At 42.8% G+C, this 14,516-nt stretch carries 13 protein-coding genes and 1 pseudogene; 8 read left to right on the forward strand and 6 right to left on the reverse strand.

Going from position 1 to position 14,516, the window contains the following annotated elements:
• Positions 1–75: 75 nt before the first annotated feature.
• Positions 76–1,113: a hypothetical protein gene (locus FTU01_RS02215; protein ID WP_179992200.1), complete on the reverse strand. Its 1,038-nt coding sequence runs from the start codon at positions 1,111–1,113 to the stop codon at positions 76–78.
• A gap of 281 nt (positions 1,114–1,394) precedes the next feature.
• Here FTU01_RS02215 and FTU01_RS02220 point away from each other — a divergent pair, with 281 nt between their 5' ends.
• The 4 genes and pseudogenes from FTU01_RS02220 to FTU01_RS02240 all read left to right on the forward strand — a co-directional run bounded on the left by FTU01_RS02220 (position 1,395) and on the right by FTU01_RS02240 (position 5,244).
• Positions 1,395–2,744, forward strand: a complete 1,350-nt coding sequence (locus FTU01_RS02220; protein ID WP_034705354.1) for a TolC family outer membrane protein — start codon at positions 1,395–1,397, stop codon at positions 2,742–2,744.
• 98 nt (positions 2,745–2,842) lie between these two features.
• Positions 2,843–3,562, forward strand: coding sequence for a phosphate signaling complex protein PhoU (gene phoU, locus FTU01_RS02225; protein ID WP_180048013.1), 720 nt, complete (start codon positions 2,843–2,845; stop codon positions 3,560–3,562).
• Positions 3,563–4,249: 687 nt separating this feature from the next.
• A pseudogene (locus FTU01_RS02235) lies at positions 4,250–5,050 on the forward strand (glycosyltransferase family 2 protein).
• Positions 4,999–5,244, forward strand: a complete 246-nt coding sequence (locus FTU01_RS02240) for a hypothetical protein (protein ID WP_257233472.1) — start codon at positions 4,999–5,001, stop codon at positions 5,242–5,244. Before FTU01_RS02235 ends, FTU01_RS02240 begins: the two are co-directional and overlap by 52 nt.
• A 75-nt stretch (positions 5,245–5,319) precedes the next feature.
• On the opposite strand, the gene FTU01_RS02245 is transcribed toward FTU01_RS02240, so the two are convergent.
• Positions 5,320–7,122, reverse strand: coding sequence for an ABC transporter ATP-binding protein (locus FTU01_RS02245; RefSeq protein ID WP_180138004.1), 1,803 nt, complete (start codon positions 7,120–7,122; stop codon positions 5,320–5,322).
• Between the two features lie 159 nt (positions 7,123–7,281).
• On the opposite strand from FTU01_RS02245, the gene FTU01_RS02250 reads away from it, so the two are divergent.
• Positions 7,282–7,902: an alpha-ketoglutarate-dependent dioxygenase AlkB gene (locus FTU01_RS02250; RefSeq protein ID WP_180031549.1), complete on the forward strand. Its 621-nt coding sequence runs from the start codon at positions 7,282–7,284 to the stop codon at positions 7,900–7,902.
• Positions 7,903–8,137: 235 nt separating this feature from the next.
• On the opposite strand, the gene ruvX is transcribed toward FTU01_RS02250, so the two are convergent.
• The 3 genes from ruvX to recN all read right to left on the reverse strand — a co-directional run bounded on the left by ruvX (position 8,138) and on the right by recN (position 11,257).
• Positions 8,138–8,581, reverse strand: coding sequence for a Holliday junction resolvase RuvX (ruvX, locus tag FTU01_RS02255; RefSeq protein WP_180031547.1), 444 nt, complete (start codon positions 8,579–8,581; stop codon positions 8,138–8,140).
• Positions 8,574–9,128, reverse strand: a complete 555-nt coding sequence (locus tag FTU01_RS02260; RefSeq protein WP_004787233.1) for a YqgE/AlgH family protein — start codon at positions 9,126–9,128, stop codon at positions 8,574–8,576. The genes ruvX and FTU01_RS02260 overlap by 8 nt, the downstream gene beginning before the upstream one ends.
• Before the next feature lie 467 nt (positions 9,129–9,595).
• Positions 9,596–11,257: a DNA repair protein RecN gene (gene recN, locus FTU01_RS02265; RefSeq protein ID WP_179992196.1), complete on the reverse strand. Its 1,662-nt coding sequence runs from the start codon at positions 11,255–11,257 to the stop codon at positions 9,596–9,598.
• A 437-nt stretch (positions 11,258–11,694) separates the two neighbouring features.
• Here recN and FTU01_RS02270 point away from each other — a divergent pair, with 437 nt between their 5' ends.
• From FTU01_RS02270 to FTU01_RS02280, 3 genes are all read left to right on the forward strand, one after another.
• Positions 11,695–12,018, forward strand: a complete 324-nt coding sequence (locus FTU01_RS02270) for a pyrimidine/purine nucleoside phosphorylase (RefSeq protein WP_004787221.1) — start codon at positions 11,695–11,697, stop codon at positions 12,016–12,018.
• A gap of 142 nt (positions 12,019–12,160) precedes the next feature.
• Positions 12,161–12,910 carry a 23S rRNA (guanosine(2251)-2'-O)-methyltransferase RlmB gene (rlmB, locus tag FTU01_RS02275; protein WP_005233526.1) on the forward strand — a complete coding sequence of 250 codons (750 nt, stop codon included), beginning with the start codon at positions 12,161–12,163 and terminating at the stop codon, positions 12,908–12,910.
• A gap of 43 nt (positions 12,911–12,953) precedes the next feature.
• Complete coding sequence (locus FTU01_RS02280) at positions 12,954–13,871, forward strand: DMT family transporter (protein ID WP_159122718.1); 918 nt, start codon at positions 12,954–12,956, stop codon at positions 13,869–13,871.
• 38 nt (positions 13,872–13,909) lie between these two features.
• Here the strand turns inward: FTU01_RS02280 and coaE are convergent, their stop codons facing one another.
• Positions 13,910–14,515, reverse strand: coding sequence for a dephospho-CoA kinase (gene coaE / locus FTU01_RS02285; protein ID WP_159122717.1), 606 nt, complete (start codon positions 14,513–14,515; stop codon positions 13,910–13,912).
• Position 14,516 lies beyond the last annotated feature (1 nt).

The raw sequence follows: 14,516 nt of genomic DNA on the forward strand, positions 1-14,516 counted from the left end.
ATTTAAAAAGTAGCTTTAAATTGGGAGGAGTTGCTGATTTTCGGCTATCTCATCGATTTTTAAGAAAAGATTGTTTTAAAGACAGATCGCATCCTTAAAACAGTCTTTACCATAGTTCTGTGAGGGTGGGGTGACTTGAGCATAATATAAAATCTGTTCAGTGCTGGAACGGTCACGATATTCCGCAGCTAAGGCACGCTGACGCTGTTCAGGATTCATGTCCAGAAACTCTAAAAATAATTGCGCCTGTGTCGATAACTTGGATTTCTGACCACGCGCTAGACCAATAATAGTTTCCAGATGGCTGGTTTCTACTGAATAACGGTCACGATAATCCTCAGAGATTGGCGATTGCTCGCTGCCTCTGAACAGGAAATAAGTATATTGTTTCAGCAGGTATTCGGCATCGCGCTGATAGCTACTTTTCGGATAAGTTTGCAGATAATCTTCCCAGAATAAAGCGCGAGCGGCAATATTGGCAGCTTCAAGCTGTAAGCGTTTTTCGACCAAGACCGGTTCCATATTCTGCTCAGCCAGATTTTCAATAAATACCTTTTCGGCAGCTGGTAAATACGGCGCAAAGATACGTACCAGATATTCCGGACTACGACGATATTGTAGCGTGCCATTGCCCTGATCCAGCAGTTCTACATAGGCCTGACCTTTATGCTTCAATAAATACTGGTCGCGTGTGGTCAACTGTTCAAAGTGGCTTTGCTGAATAGTAGGATGCTGAGCCATATCTAAGGCATATTGCTCGAAAGCACGTTGCTGAAATTCGGTACGTTCCACATGCAGGAAGCGTTGATACATTTCTGTGGAACGCTGCATCAGGTGTTTCTGCTCGGCCAGTTCCATGAGCGGCAGACACACTTTAAGGTCCTGATTAATCTGTTCCAGTGCAAAAGTGGTGCGCTGTTCATTAATCTGGGACATGTTTTTTTCAATATTTTCACACATGAGGGTGAAATCGTTCGCGGGAGATTGAACGGTTTTAACCTCGGCCTGTTCCATTTCAACTTGCGGTTCTGAGGATTGCTGGCATCCGCCTACGAACAGCAAGCTACTGAAAACAAAACAAACTTTGAATATCGAATGAATTCGCGTTAACACTATGCTTCAGGACTCTATATAGATGAAATCAGAAATAACTGCCTTACTGGGAGCTATATTGTATAGATCTAATTCAAGTTCTATGTGTAGTATTGTGAATGGCTTTGTTAAGCTAGGATGCAGGAAGGGGAAAATAGGAGGAATATTGAATAAAATCGTGGATCTATAAGAGAAAATTAATAAAAGTCATACGTAAAAAATCAAAAGAAATCTTTAGTATTGCTGGGTTTAAAGCGCCTTAATCTGATGATTGAAATGGCTGTAGGGGTGAAAACTATAAAATGAAATTAAAACTCATCGTCAGTGCCTGTTTATTGGGTGTCAGTCCGACACTGTTTGCACTGGATCTGCTTGAAGCTTATCAGCGTGCCCAGCAGAATGATCCGAACTGGCAGGCGAATCTGTTGCAATACCAGTCGGACCAGCTCAATCTGGGCATTGCCAGCGGAAATTTATTGCCGACTGTGACTTTATCTGGAAATGTAACCCGTAAAAACCAGTCTGCTGATAATTCATCGATAGAAGGTTTGCCTGCCGAATTTGGGGAACTACAAGGTTCGAGTACGACCACGCGTCAGATTGCAGTCACTGCACGTCAGCCTTTATTCCGCTGGGATGCCTGGCAGGGTTATAAGCAGGTCAAAACCTCCGTAGAACTCAGTGAAGTTAATTTACGTCTGCAAAAGCAGCAGCATATTTTGCAGGTGGCAGAAGCCTATTTTAATGTTTTACGTCAGCAGTCTTTAACCACAGCTTATTTACAGGAAGAGCAGGCTTTATCAGAACAGTTAAGGATGATGAATGCCAAACTTCGAGAAGGGCTCGTGGCGAGAAGTGATGTCAGTGAAGCCAATGCCCAATATCAGAGTGCTCAGGCCAACCGAATTTCTACACAGGTGCAGTTGGTTCTAGCTCAGGAACAGTTGGCACAGCTGATTGGACCTTATCAGGAAAATCTGGCGGTTCTGCGTGAGGATTTCCAGTTCCAGAAACCTGTTCCGAGTAATATCGGTTCCTGGACCGAACTGGCACAAAACCAGAATCTGGAAATTCTACAGGCCCGTTTGCAGAAACGCTATTCTGAAGATGCCAAACGGGTGGAGCAGGCTGCTCTCTATCCTCAGGTTGAAGCCGTTGGAACCTATGGCTATTTGAAGCAGACCCCTGAAACAGTGTTATCAACCAATGGGGATTTTGACCAGATTGGTGTCGAAGTTAACTGGAACTTGTTTACCGGGGGCCGAACCCAAAAAAGTATTCGTCAGGCCGGCGTAAATGTGCAGCGAAGTGAAGCCCAACTGGATGCTGCCATTCGCAAAGCCAACACCGATGTCAAACAGTCTTATCTGCAGGTAGAAACGGATGAGGCCAAGCTGAATGCACGTAAAGCAGCGATGCAGTCTTCAGATATCGTTTCTCAAGCTTCCAGAGCTCAATATCAGGAAGGTTTAAAAACCATGGTGGATGTATTACTGGCCCAGCGCAATGCTTTCTCTGCCAAGACCGATTATCTGAATGCCAAATATGATTATTTGCTGCATGTACTACAATTACAGGCTTCGGTAGGACAATTGACAGAAAAGGAACTGGCAGAGATGAATGCCTGGCTCATTGAATATGACCGCTCTTAAAAAAGGCTAACAAGTTGTCATCAAACTTTCATGATGGTCATGCTTTAATGATATTTCATGAAGTGTTCTTGCCTTTTCCTGTTCAGGAGTAGATTTCCTTGAGTCCCAATAATCCTGTACTTAGTCATCACATTTCTTCGCAATTTAATGAAGAATTGCAGGATGTAAATACCAAGTTCATGACCATGGGTGGCATGGTAGAACAGCAGGTAGCCAATGCCATTCATGCGCTGCTGGATACAGATGCTGCCATGGCGGTCGATGTGCAGTTTCAGGACAATATTGTGAACCGCCTGGAAGGTGAAATTGATGAGGCACTCACCCTGATTTTGGCTCGCCGTCATCCTGCTGCTATTGATCTGCGCATGGTGCTTGCCATGTCCAAGGCCAATACCGATCTGGAACGGATTGGAGATGAAGCATCGAAAATTGCCCGTATTGCCCAGACTTTGTGTGAAGAGGGTGGTTCACCACGCGGTTATATGGAAACCCGACATATTGGTAACCAGGTTCGAGTGATGATTCATGATGCATTGGATGCCTTTGCTCGTCTGGATATAGACCAAGCGCTGCGCGTGATGCAGGCCGATGCCGATATTGACCGGGAATATCAGTCCGCTACCCGTACCTTAATGACTTATATGATTGAAGATCCACGGCATATTAGCCGAGTGATCAATGTGCTTTGGGTGCTACGCTCACTGGAACGCATTGGAGACCATGCACGTAATATTTCGGAACAGGTCATTTATATGGTCAAGGGCCTGGATGTACGGCATAGCAGTGTCGAAGAAATTGAGCAAAAATTTCAGCGTTAAGCAAACCTAAATAATGATAAAAAGCCTGCATTGTGCAGGCTTTTTTTATTTCAAAAATATATTCTTGATATTGTGAAAGCTAGACAGGATAGGCGTTCCTTAATATTACTATGAGAAAAATCACATAAATAACAATTACTAATAATCGTTATAAATTTAATTAAAAGAAATGTGAACTATTTATCAAAAAACATACAAAAGTTGTATATAATTTAGCAAAATGCGGGTTGATTTATGAAAATGGAATTATTTTCAGAAAGTGAAAAGATTTTTTCATGTGCTCATCAAACCTATAGATAAGAAAGAAAAACGAAGCTCTTTTGTTATCAGTCACATACTTCTGGTCTAAACCTAACCCTGCATTAATTTACTCAGTGAAATTATATATTTAAGAGAAAATTCATGATCATTGATGAAAGTCAAAGAGAAGCTTCCCGAATTTACTTTTCTGTGCAGTTAAAGTTTGTGATCGCGTTAATGGGTGCGTGTTTTTGGACCGTATTTTCTATCTGGATTGCCCAGGACTGGATGCATGATTTGAGCAGCTATATCGGTTATTTTTGGGCTATTTTCCTGATTTATGGTATTGCCATTATTCCAGGATTTATGAACTCATTTGCGGCATTAAGCCTGATGATGGACAGACGCCCTAAACGCCAGCCATTAGCAGTTTATCCAGGGATTACCATGTTGGTGGCTGCCTACAATGAAGCCGCGTCAATTGAAGACACTTTGGTCAGTATTAACCAGCAAAAATATCCGGGAAAATTACAGGTTATTGTGATCAATGATGGCTCTCAGGATGAAACCGCAGAGATTGTTCGCAAAGCAGAATCAAGATTTCCCTAGCTGACTTTACTGGATTTAAAGCAAAATGCAGGGAAGGCGCATGCCTTAAATGAAGGCCTGAAACTTGCCGAACATGATCTGGTGATTACCGTCGATGCGGATTCTTATCTCCATCGTATTGCTCTGATTAATATTGTTGAGCGCTATGTGGCAGATCCTCCAAATACACGTGCGGTTGCAGGTAAAATTCTGGTACGTAATTCGCGTACCAATCTGCTGACCAAAACTCAGGAATGGGATTATTTTCTGGGTATCTCGGCAACCAAACGCCTGCAATCTCTTTATCAGGGAACTCTGGTAGCGCAAGGTGCTTTCTCTATTTATGACCGTAATGCCCTGATTGAAGTCGGCGGCTGGCCTGAATGTGTAGGTGAAGATATTGTACTGACCTGGGCCTTGTTAAATGCAGGTTATCGGATTGGCCATTGTGAGGATGCCTGCCTGTTTACCAATGCACCGACGACGCTTAAAGTGTTTGTTAAACAGCGTCAGCGTTGGGCTCGTGGCATGATTGAGGCATTCATTAAACATCCTAGTATTTTAATGTGGGTAGAGAGTACTTCAACCCAGAAGATTATCAAGAATCGATGCTCGCTCTTGGTTGGCGTCAGCGCTTCGCTGGCTGGTCTGCAGGCTTAACTGCAGGCTTGGGTCGAGAAAAAATTAATCAGGATCCGAGCCAGTCTACCCGGCTATTCGAACTTAACCTACAAAGTCCTGTTCGTGGCTCGCAATTTCTGCGGATGAATGCCGGATATAACCGCAGTGCTTCGTTCTATGGTCCGAATTACGATTATCGTTATATCAGGGGTGAATGGATTATGCGGTTTTAATACTGGACGATGAATCTTGATTTTAAGCGGTCTTTAAAGACCGCTTTTATTTTTTAGGGATAGTCTAATGAAGAGCTAACTATGCGTTTCTTCCTCTGCATCATCTTCAAAAGTCTTGGCAATTTTTTCAATATTCAGGCTCTTGGCCATCGCATCGAAAATTTCCTTATATACGCCGTCCTGATGATAAAGCGCGTCATGTTCACCGTGTTCGGCAATACAACCTTCTTTCATCACATAGGTATAGTCTGCATCAATAATTTGAGACAGGCTATGCGAAATAATAATCACGGTACGGCCTTGCTTGATCTGATCCAGACTTTGTTTGATCTGTTCTGTCGCAATGGCATCCAGACTCGCCGTCGGCTCGTCCAGAAAAATAATCGGCGGGTTTTTCAGGAACATCCGTGCGATGGCAATCCGCTGTTGCTGACCGCCGGACAGTTGCAGGGCATCGGAATCATAGCTATCCGGTAGCTGTAAAATCTGTTCATGAATCGAGGCTTTTTGAGCAGCTGCAATCACCTCCTCCATACTGGCATTGGTTTTGCCATAACGGATATTGTCAAAAATTGTGCCCTGGAAAATATGGTTTTTCTGTAGTACCAATCCGATATGATCACGTAAATATTGAGTGTCATAATCTTTTAAATCAATCCCATCCAGCTTGATCTGGCCTTCCTGTGGTTCATAAAATTTATCTAGCAGACTGATCAAGGTTGATTTTCCGGCTCCCGATAATCCTACCAGTGCGGTAATGGTATTGGGGCGGATTTCCATATTGATATCTTTTAAAGCATGATGCCCATTCGGATAATAAAAATTCACGCCACTTAGCTCAAATCGGCCTTGGACAGGTGGTTTTTGCTGGCCACTCTGTTCAATTTCAGCATCCGCTTCCAGAATATTAAAGAAGCTTTCTGAATAGATCATGGCATCATTCACTTCATCATAAATCCGGTGCAACGAGCGAATCGGGGCAGAGACGTTATTAAAGAGCAGCACATGGTACATGATCATGCCGATACTCATCTGGCCATCCAGTACAAAATAGGAAGTTAGGATGATAATCAGGACTATGCCGATCTGTTCAATAAAGGTTTTTAGGCCATCAAACAGGAAGCTGGTCTGCCGGGTTTTCATCTGGTTATCGGTCAGCTCACGCTGTAAGCTCAGTTGCTTGTCTGATTCAATCGATTCTCGGTTAAAGGATTTGATGACCGTAATTGAATTGATGATGCTGAGAATGCCTTGACTCTTTTTTTCCCGGCCATCTCTCAGACTACGGCGCCATCCACCGAGTTTTTGTGCCTGTTTATAGGTGAGCCAGAAGTAGATCGGCACAATCGCTGTGGCAACCAGTCCGACATAAAAATTGGCATAGTACATCAGTCCTAGCGCGACAATTGCACTGGTGAATAGAGGAAAAATATCAATGAAAAAGATCTGGACCAATCGGGTGAGGGAGCCAATTCCGCGGTCAATCCGGGTCTGTAATTTTCCAGCCTGATTATTATCCTGATTAAAAAATGCCAGCCGGTATTTTAAAAACTTTTCAATAATGCCTTGAGCCAGATCTTGGGAAATAAAAATCCGCAGCTTTTCTCCATAAAACTTCTGTCCAAACTGTACCAGTGCATTCACCACTTCCTTACCGAGTAAAATGGCAGAGATAGTGATCAGAATATGCCAGCCTTCATCCAGTCCCTGTCCTTGTTCCAGCAGTGCATTGATGTTATCGACCGCATATTGCAGGGTTAGTGCATTGACCTGGGCAGTGAAGGAACCGATCAGGGTCAGAATGAGGGTCGCGATCACCAGGAGCCGATAAGGGCTGACAAAGGGACGAAGTTTTAAAAACAGCTGCCATAAATTCATAAGCAATTATTTTTATTGTCAAAGTTGAATTTAGTCTAGGCAGGAATAGAGGTACTCACAAGAGTAAATGTTGTATTTATTTGTGAAATTGGATTGTAATTTTTCCAGTCAAGTCTCAATCTTTTCAGCAAGATATCGTAAATTTTAGACTAATTTTAAATGACTTTGGACTTGTTTGCGCCAGAACCTCAAATGAATTTATTACCCTTTGATGGGGTGGTAGAGGATTATGGCCAGATTTTAAATGAGCAGCAGAGCCAGCAATATTTACAGCATTTTCTAGCTCATCTGGCCTGGCAAGCGGATGAAGTCACTTTATTTGGTAAGCATTATATTACTGGGCGAAAAGTCGTCTGGTATGGTGATGAACACTATCAATATCATTATTCCGGAAGTTTCAAACAAGCTCATATCTGGACACCGGGGCTATTTCGGTTAAAGCAGCATATTGAAAAATTGGTGGGCCATTCCTTTAATTCCTGCCTGGCCAATTTATATGAAGATGGTTCGCAAGGTCTGGGCTGGCATAGTGATGATGAAGCTGCTCTATATCAAGGAACATCTCAAGAAAATGTGATTGCATCCCTCAGTCTGGGTGCAACCCGCAAGATGAGTTTTAAACATAAAACGGAAAATAAAACAGTAGATCTGCTTTTACAAAGTGGACAGTTGATTGTGATGCGTGGACAGACTCAACACTACTGGAAACATTGTATCCGGAAAACGACTCGGGTTTTAGAACCTAGAATTAACCTGACCTTTCGTTATTTTTTTCCTTAGTTAAATCTCTTCATAAAATAAAAAATATTAGTCCATTCGTATTTAAAGTTCTTTCTCTCAGGGAGAAATTAGGATAAGGGAGTTTCTTTGCTCATTGTTGAATAATTAAAAAATGATTGATGAAGGCACTCTATTGTTTTTAGATTAAAAGTACCCCAATGAACTAAAAAAGAGATTCTTCAATTCAAAAAAAATAGCATCTCGAAAGATGCTATTGCTTATATTTAAAAGAAATTTAGGGTTGCAGTCCAGCCGGATGCCTATACCAGCTTTCAATCAAGAGGGCAGCAGCAATACTGTCCGCAGACAATTTTTTGCCGCGACCTTGAGCCTGATAATGATCCAGTTCATCCCGTGCTTCACGAGTGGTCAGGCGTTCATCCACCATCAAGGTTTCAATATTGGTCTGATGACGTAAACGGCGGGCAAATTTACGTGCCCGTGTCGACAGTTCAGATTCACTATCATCCATATTCAGTGGAAGTCCCACTAAAAATAAGCCTGGCTGATAAATTTTTACAATTTTCAGTAACTCATCCCAGTTCGGGATCCCATCTTTCATGGGAAATAAAGGGAGGGGATTGGCACTTTCAATCAGGGATTGGCCGACTGCCATTCCCATTTTCTGTGTACCAAAATCAAACGCCATAATGGTGTTTGGCGCGTTTACATCAGGCATGTCCAATCTCGGAAGATAACCAGGTTCGGTCTACGCCCATTTTTTTATAGGCAGCATCCCAGCGGTCGTTATAAGGTAAGTTAAAAATCAGGTCCATATCGGATTCACAGATCAGCCAGTCACCCCGGGCAATCTCTTCTTCAAGCTGATGTTTGCCCCAGCTCGCATAACCCAAGGCGATCTGATAGCGGCCTACGCCTTCATTATGCGCAATCGCATCCAGAATATCTTTAGATGTGGTAATACAAACATTTTCACCCACAGCAATAGAAGAATGCCAGGTCGGCTGACCGGTATGCAGGACAAAACCGGCCTCTGGTCGCAAAGGTCCACCTTGCAACACTTCATGGGGATTGACATTATCCGCCTCAATGTCCAGATCATTCAGCAATTCTTTAATTTGAATGCCAGCAGGGCGGTTAATAATAATCCCTTGAGCACCATCTTCATCATGACGAGCCAGATAAATGACCGTATGGGCAAAAAAATCGTCACTTGCATGGGGTGGCGCAATCAGACAACGATGAGTCAGATATTGTTTAGTCACCTGAGCGGCTCTCCAAAAGTCTATATCGTTTGTGATCGTGGTAGATGATTTATCAGGGCAAAAGACTGGATTTTCAATTCTGCAAATTGTCTATACCTTATTTACTTATCCCACAAAAATGCACCACTGACAACTTAGCTTTGTAGATACTGGGTATAAAAAAACTACAAATAGGTATTTTTTTTATTTTTTCAATAAATCAATAAAATTAGTTTTATTTTATTGAATGGTAAATTCTCGGGCTTATTTATTATCGACTAAGAATATAAAATAAATTTAAGAAGGAATAAGTTTATATATTTTTAATTGTTTAATAATCAAACTAAATAATTAAATAGAAGAAAATATTAAATTTTATATTTAAAGCGGAGTGCTTTATTTTTTATTAATTTTTTATAAGTTGTTTTAAACTAAAAGCTGTTAATAAAAAATCCCTGCACTAGTCAGGGATTTTTATTAAGCATGATTTATGCTTGCTGAAACTTTAACTGTCTTAACTGACGTGCATGCTGCAAGGTGGTTTCATTAATTTCCACGCCACCCGTCATACGTGCAAGTTCCTGTACAATTTCAATTTCTTCCAAATTAATAATGGTACTGCTGGCCGGATCAGTCTGGCGTTTTTTCACTAATAAATGCTGGTCGGACTGTGCAGCCACCTGCGCCTGATGGGTAATACAAAGAATTTGTACATGCTGTGCCAGATCAGCCAATAAGCGACCCACGATTTCCGCAGTTCCGCCACTGATCCCGACGTCGATTTCATCAAAGACCAATACTTCAGCTTCGGTTTTTTCTGCATTCATCACCTGCATCACCAAGGCGATACGGGATAATTCACCGCCTGAAGCCACGCGTGCCAGAGGTTGTGCTGGTATGCCCTTGTTGGCAGTAAACAGAAGCTGAATAAAACTCAAACCTTCACTTGATGGATGTTCCAAAGGCTCAAATTTAAATTCAAAATGCGCTTCAGGTAGGGCAAGCTGTTTCACCTGTTCGGTCAGTTTTTTCGCCAGCGGTTCGGCTGCATCACGGCGAATCTGGTCCAGATGTTGAGCTTTGCTTAGAAACTCCTGATAAGAGACCTCGACCTGTTCAGCCAGAGTTTCCGGGTCTTCTAGCTGATGCAATTGTTCAAGTTCAGTCTGCCATGCTTCATATTCTTCTTTCAGCAATTCTGGCTGGGTGCGGTATTTGCGTGCTAAACGGTGAAACACTTCCAGTTTGGAATTCAGTTCTTCCATACGCTCTGGATCAAAGCTTTGCCGATCCATAAACTGACGTAAGGTTGCCGTTGCATCTTCGAGTTCGCTTTGGGCATTCAGTAAAGAGGTATAAATCTGGGAAAGCTGCTCGCTACGACCGGCATGCGATTCCATACGGCGTAAAATTGAAGCCAGTTCCTGCGAAATATTCTGTTCACCTTCATCCAGGCCATTCAGGCTATAGACACAATCCTGCATGATGGCTTCATGATGTGAAAGGCGGTCAAATTCCTGCTCAATTTCCTGATAATCCGTCTGGACGACTTCTTCCAGTTCTTCAAGTTGCAGCTCCAGAGTTTCCATACGTTGCTTACGGGTTGCTTGTGCATCCAGCGCGGCCTGATGCTGGCGAATATTTTTATGCCAGGTGCTATAAGCGTCACGTACTTCCTGAGCTGGTGCATAAAAATTGCTATAGCGATCCAGCCAGTGTTTGGGATAAGGTGGTTCTAGAAGTTGCTGCTGACTATGCTGGCTATAAAGCTGAACCAGTAGTCGGCCAATTTCTTTCAGTTCAGACAGACTACTGGGACGACCATTGATCCAGGCCTTACTGCGGCCAGTGGCAAAGATCACCCGGCGTAAATGAATTTCCCCTGACTCATCATCGAGTTCATGCTCTTTTAACCAGCTCGCTTCAGGGCTGTCTTCCTGATAACTAAAGGTTGCTGTTACATCCGCTTTTTCGGTGCCATAACGCACATAATTGGTATCGGTTCGTTCACCCAGGCAAGCAGATAGAGCATCCAGTAACAGGGATTTACCTGCACCGGTTTCACCAGTAAGAACGTTAAAACCTTTATCAATATCAATAGCAAGATGCTCGGCCAAAGCAAAATTGATCAGAGTTAAATGTGTCAGCATAAACGCATCCGGGCTGCGAAAAGTTTGAATGAAATAGCATGTCAGTTGCTTCAGTCTAGCAACGCGGCTGTTATTATAAATCAGGATAAATCGATTTCATTCTATCTTAAATTTCAGGGATTAATACATGCTTATTTGAATGTTGTGTCACAGGAACCAAGATTAGGCCACTGAAGTTACAAAAGATATTTTCATTTTTCTGACATGCTTGAAAGTTAAATTAAATCAGGTCGGAATATATTTTGCTTATAAATGGCGAGAAAAATCACGGCATTTTCCAGGATCTGCCGAAATCACTTAAACAGGCTCAAATCAAGGCAAGCAGGGGGCACCAATAATTTCATTCAAGTCCGATAAACTTCGATTGATTAGTTGCGGGTGCACATTTAAACTACAGCAATCAAAATATTACAAAATGCTTTATCTGGAGAAATGGCATGTCAGCTCAGTTTGATCATGTATCAGTACTTAAAAAATCGAATGTGTATTTTGGCGGGTTATGCATCAGCCATGTGGTGCAATTTGAAGATGGCACTAAAAAAACCTTAGGGGTAATTTTACCTTCAGAAAATGCATTAACTTTTGAAACACATGTGCCTGAGCGTATGGAAATCATCTCAGGTGAATGCCGTGTACAAATCGCTGACAGTGAAGAGAAAGAACTGTTCCGTGCGGGTCAGTCGTTCTATGTGCCAGGCAATAGCCGTTTCAAAATTGAAACTGATGACGTGCTGGACTATGTTTGCCATTTTGAAGGCTAAACAAACCTACAGATGAGCTGTAACCGATCAAGAAATTTTGTTCTGAATCGGTTAAACTAAGCTTGATACAGAATCCTGTGAAGTTGGCTTTGCAGGATTTTTCTTTTGCTGCCTATTTCCCCATTTATTTTCGAGGTCGTTCATGGCTAAACCTGAGTATTATTATGGCGTCCATTCAGTAGAATCACTGCTGGAGCTTGAGCCTGAACGTGTCTTGACTCTTTTTACCCTGAAAGGTCGTGATGATCAGCGCCTGAAACGTGTGTTGGAACTGGCTGAGCCTTTCGGCATTAGTGTCCAGCAGGCTAGTCGTGACAAGTTAGAAAAACTGGCCGGTTTGCCTTTTCACCAAGGCGTTGTGGCGGCAGTTCGTCCGCATCCAACCTTAAATGAAAAGGATCTGGAAGATCTATTGAAACAAGATTCTCAAGTACTTCTATTAGCACTCGATCAGGTAACTGATCCACATAACCTGGGTGCTTGTATTCGTACTGCCGCAGCGATGGGTGTAGCGGCTGTGATTGTACCGCGTGACCGTTCAGCAAGCCTGACGCCGACTGCACGTAAAGTGGCAGCAGGTGGTGCAGAAAAAGTGAAGTTTATTCAGGTGACCAATCTGGCGCGTACTTTGGGTCAAATCAAAGATGAATTTAATGTACGTGTGGTTGGTACGATGCTGGATGAAAAAGCTTTACCTATCCAGAAATTTGATTTTACTGGTACAGGTGTATGCGTGGTGATGGGTGCGGAAGATACCGGTTTGCGTCCAATTACCCAAAGCCAATGTGATCAGACGGTTTATATTCCGATGGCAGGAAATCTGCAAAGTCTGAATGTGAGCGTGGCAACAGGGATGGCTCTTTATGAAGCCTGTCGTCAGCGTCAAGCTTAAGTCCTTTTTATTATTTACCTAAATACTGTTAAAGAAGAAGTCTATGTCTCCCCGAACGCAAGGTTATGCCTTTGTCTTAATTACCATGTGTATTTGGGGAGGTTTTACCTTAAGCACGCGCTTAAGTGCCCAGTGGGGGATTAGTGCCTGGGATCTGGTGGGATTACGTTTTCTATTGGCTTTTCTGATTCTGATGCCAGTCCTGATTTATAAAAAGGACACAGCCTTTTTGTGGAGTAAGGAATCCTTTCTCTTAGCCATGATTGGCGGGGTAGGGTATTGCCTGACTGCTTATACTGCTTTCCATTATGCACCTGCAGCTCATGCTGCCGTATTTCTAAATGGCTGTATTCCACTTTGTACCGCAGTGGCTGCTTTTGTGTTATTTAAACAGGGATTTGACCGACATACTTGGATCAGTATGGCGATTATGCTGCTTGCGATTGGCAGTATGAGTTGGCTGATGTTCCGGGAGTCCGGTGTGGCCTTGGGATTAGGCGATCTGCTATTTTTCATCAGTGCAATGTGGTGGGGTGTATTCACTGTACTGCTACGTCAATGGAAGCTATCTGCCTGGCATTCTATGGCCAGTGTAGCGATCTGGTCAGCCATCGTTTATGTGCCAATTTATCTGCTATTCTTCCCCAAACATCTGGATGCTGCTGAACCTTGGCAAATGGCTTCCCAGGTACTCTTTCACGGTGTTTTTGTGGTGATTGTAGCGACACTAACTTATGTGGAAGCGATTAAGCGTTTAGGTGCATTTAAAGCGGGCAGTATCGTGACTCTCGCACCATTTATTGCTGCCATACTGGCTGTGCCGCTTCTAGATGAACCTTTAAGTCTCGCGATTGTTTCTGGTTTGGTAGGTATGGCAATTGGTGCCATACAACCTTGGCGCTGGCTGATGCATCAAGATAGCCTGAGTCAGAAACTGGAACAACAAAAAAAGCAGTCCTAAAAGGACTGCTTTTTATTTGAACTCTAACTGAGTTCGGGTTAATGATTTTGAGCAGCCATCTGAAGATACTTTTCATGTAATGGTGTGAGATGAGCATAGAGATGTTCTAGCTCACCATCATTCAGTACAATATCATCAGCCATGGCACACTTTTGTTCACGCGGCATTTGTGCGGCAATGATCTTCTGAATTTGCTCTACATTTTGTCCATCGCGCTGTGAAGCCCGTTGAATTTGCAGTTCAATAGCAGCATCAATTAATAACGTATGTTGTGTTAGTTCATGCTGATTTGTTTCAAACAATAAAGGAGAAACTAAAATCGCATAAGGACTTTGTGCTGCATGTAACTGTTGAATAATTGAATTGCGAATAGCAGGGTGGGTGATATTTTCCAGCATTTTTCGTGCTTCTGGAGACTGGAAAATATGTTCGCGCAAAACACGGCGATTCAATGAACCATCCTTGAGTAAAACCCAATCGCCGAAAGCTTCCCGAATTTGCTGTAGGGCTGGTTGACCGATATCAACGACTTCACGGGCGACAATATCTGCATCTACGACAGCAATCCCTTGAGCTTCAAACCATTGGCTGGCAGCAGACTTGCCACTACCAATTCCACCAGTTAAACCGAGTACAAATTTCACT

Origin of the sequence: Acinetobacter sp. YH12043 (assembly GCF_013419915.1) — a bacterium.
GTDB lineage: Bacteria > Pseudomonadota > Gammaproteobacteria > Pseudomonadales > Moraxellaceae > Acinetobacter.

Excerpts from the sequence above, each read along its gene's own strand:
- FTU01_RS02220 (WP_034705354.1), top strand. The coding sequence starts at position 1,395 with ATGAAATTAAAACTCATCGTCAGTGCCTGTTTATTGGGTGTCAGTCCG.
- FTU01_RS02240 (WP_257233472.1), top strand. The coding sequence starts at position 4,999 with ATGCTCGCTCTTGGTTGGCGTCAGCGCTTCGCTGGCTGGTCTGCAGGC.
- FTU01_RS02245 (WP_180138004.1), bottom strand. The coding sequence starts at position 7,122 with ATGAATTTATGGCAGCTGTTTTTAAAACTTCGTCCCTTTGTCAGCCCT.
- FTU01_RS02250 (WP_180031549.1), top strand. The coding sequence starts at position 7,282 with ATGACTTTGGACTTGTTTGCGCCAGAACCTCAAATGAATTTATTACCC.
- ruvX (WP_180031547.1), bottom strand. The coding sequence starts at position 8,581 with ATGCCTGATGTAAACGCGCCAAACACCATTATGGCGTTTGATTTTGGT.
- recN (WP_179992196.1), bottom strand. The coding sequence starts at position 11,257 with ATGCTGACACATTTAACTCTGATCAATTTTGCTTTGGCCGAGCATCTT.
- FTU01_RS02270 (WP_004787221.1), top strand. The coding sequence starts at position 11,695 with ATGTCAGCTCAGTTTGATCATGTATCAGTACTTAAAAAATCGAATGTG.
- rlmB (WP_005233526.1), top strand. The coding sequence starts at position 12,161 with ATGGCTAAACCTGAGTATTATTATGGCGTCCATTCAGTAGAATCACTG.
- FTU01_RS02280 (WP_159122718.1), top strand. The coding sequence starts at position 12,954 with ATGTCTCCCCGAACGCAAGGTTATGCCTTTGTCTTAATTACCATGTGT.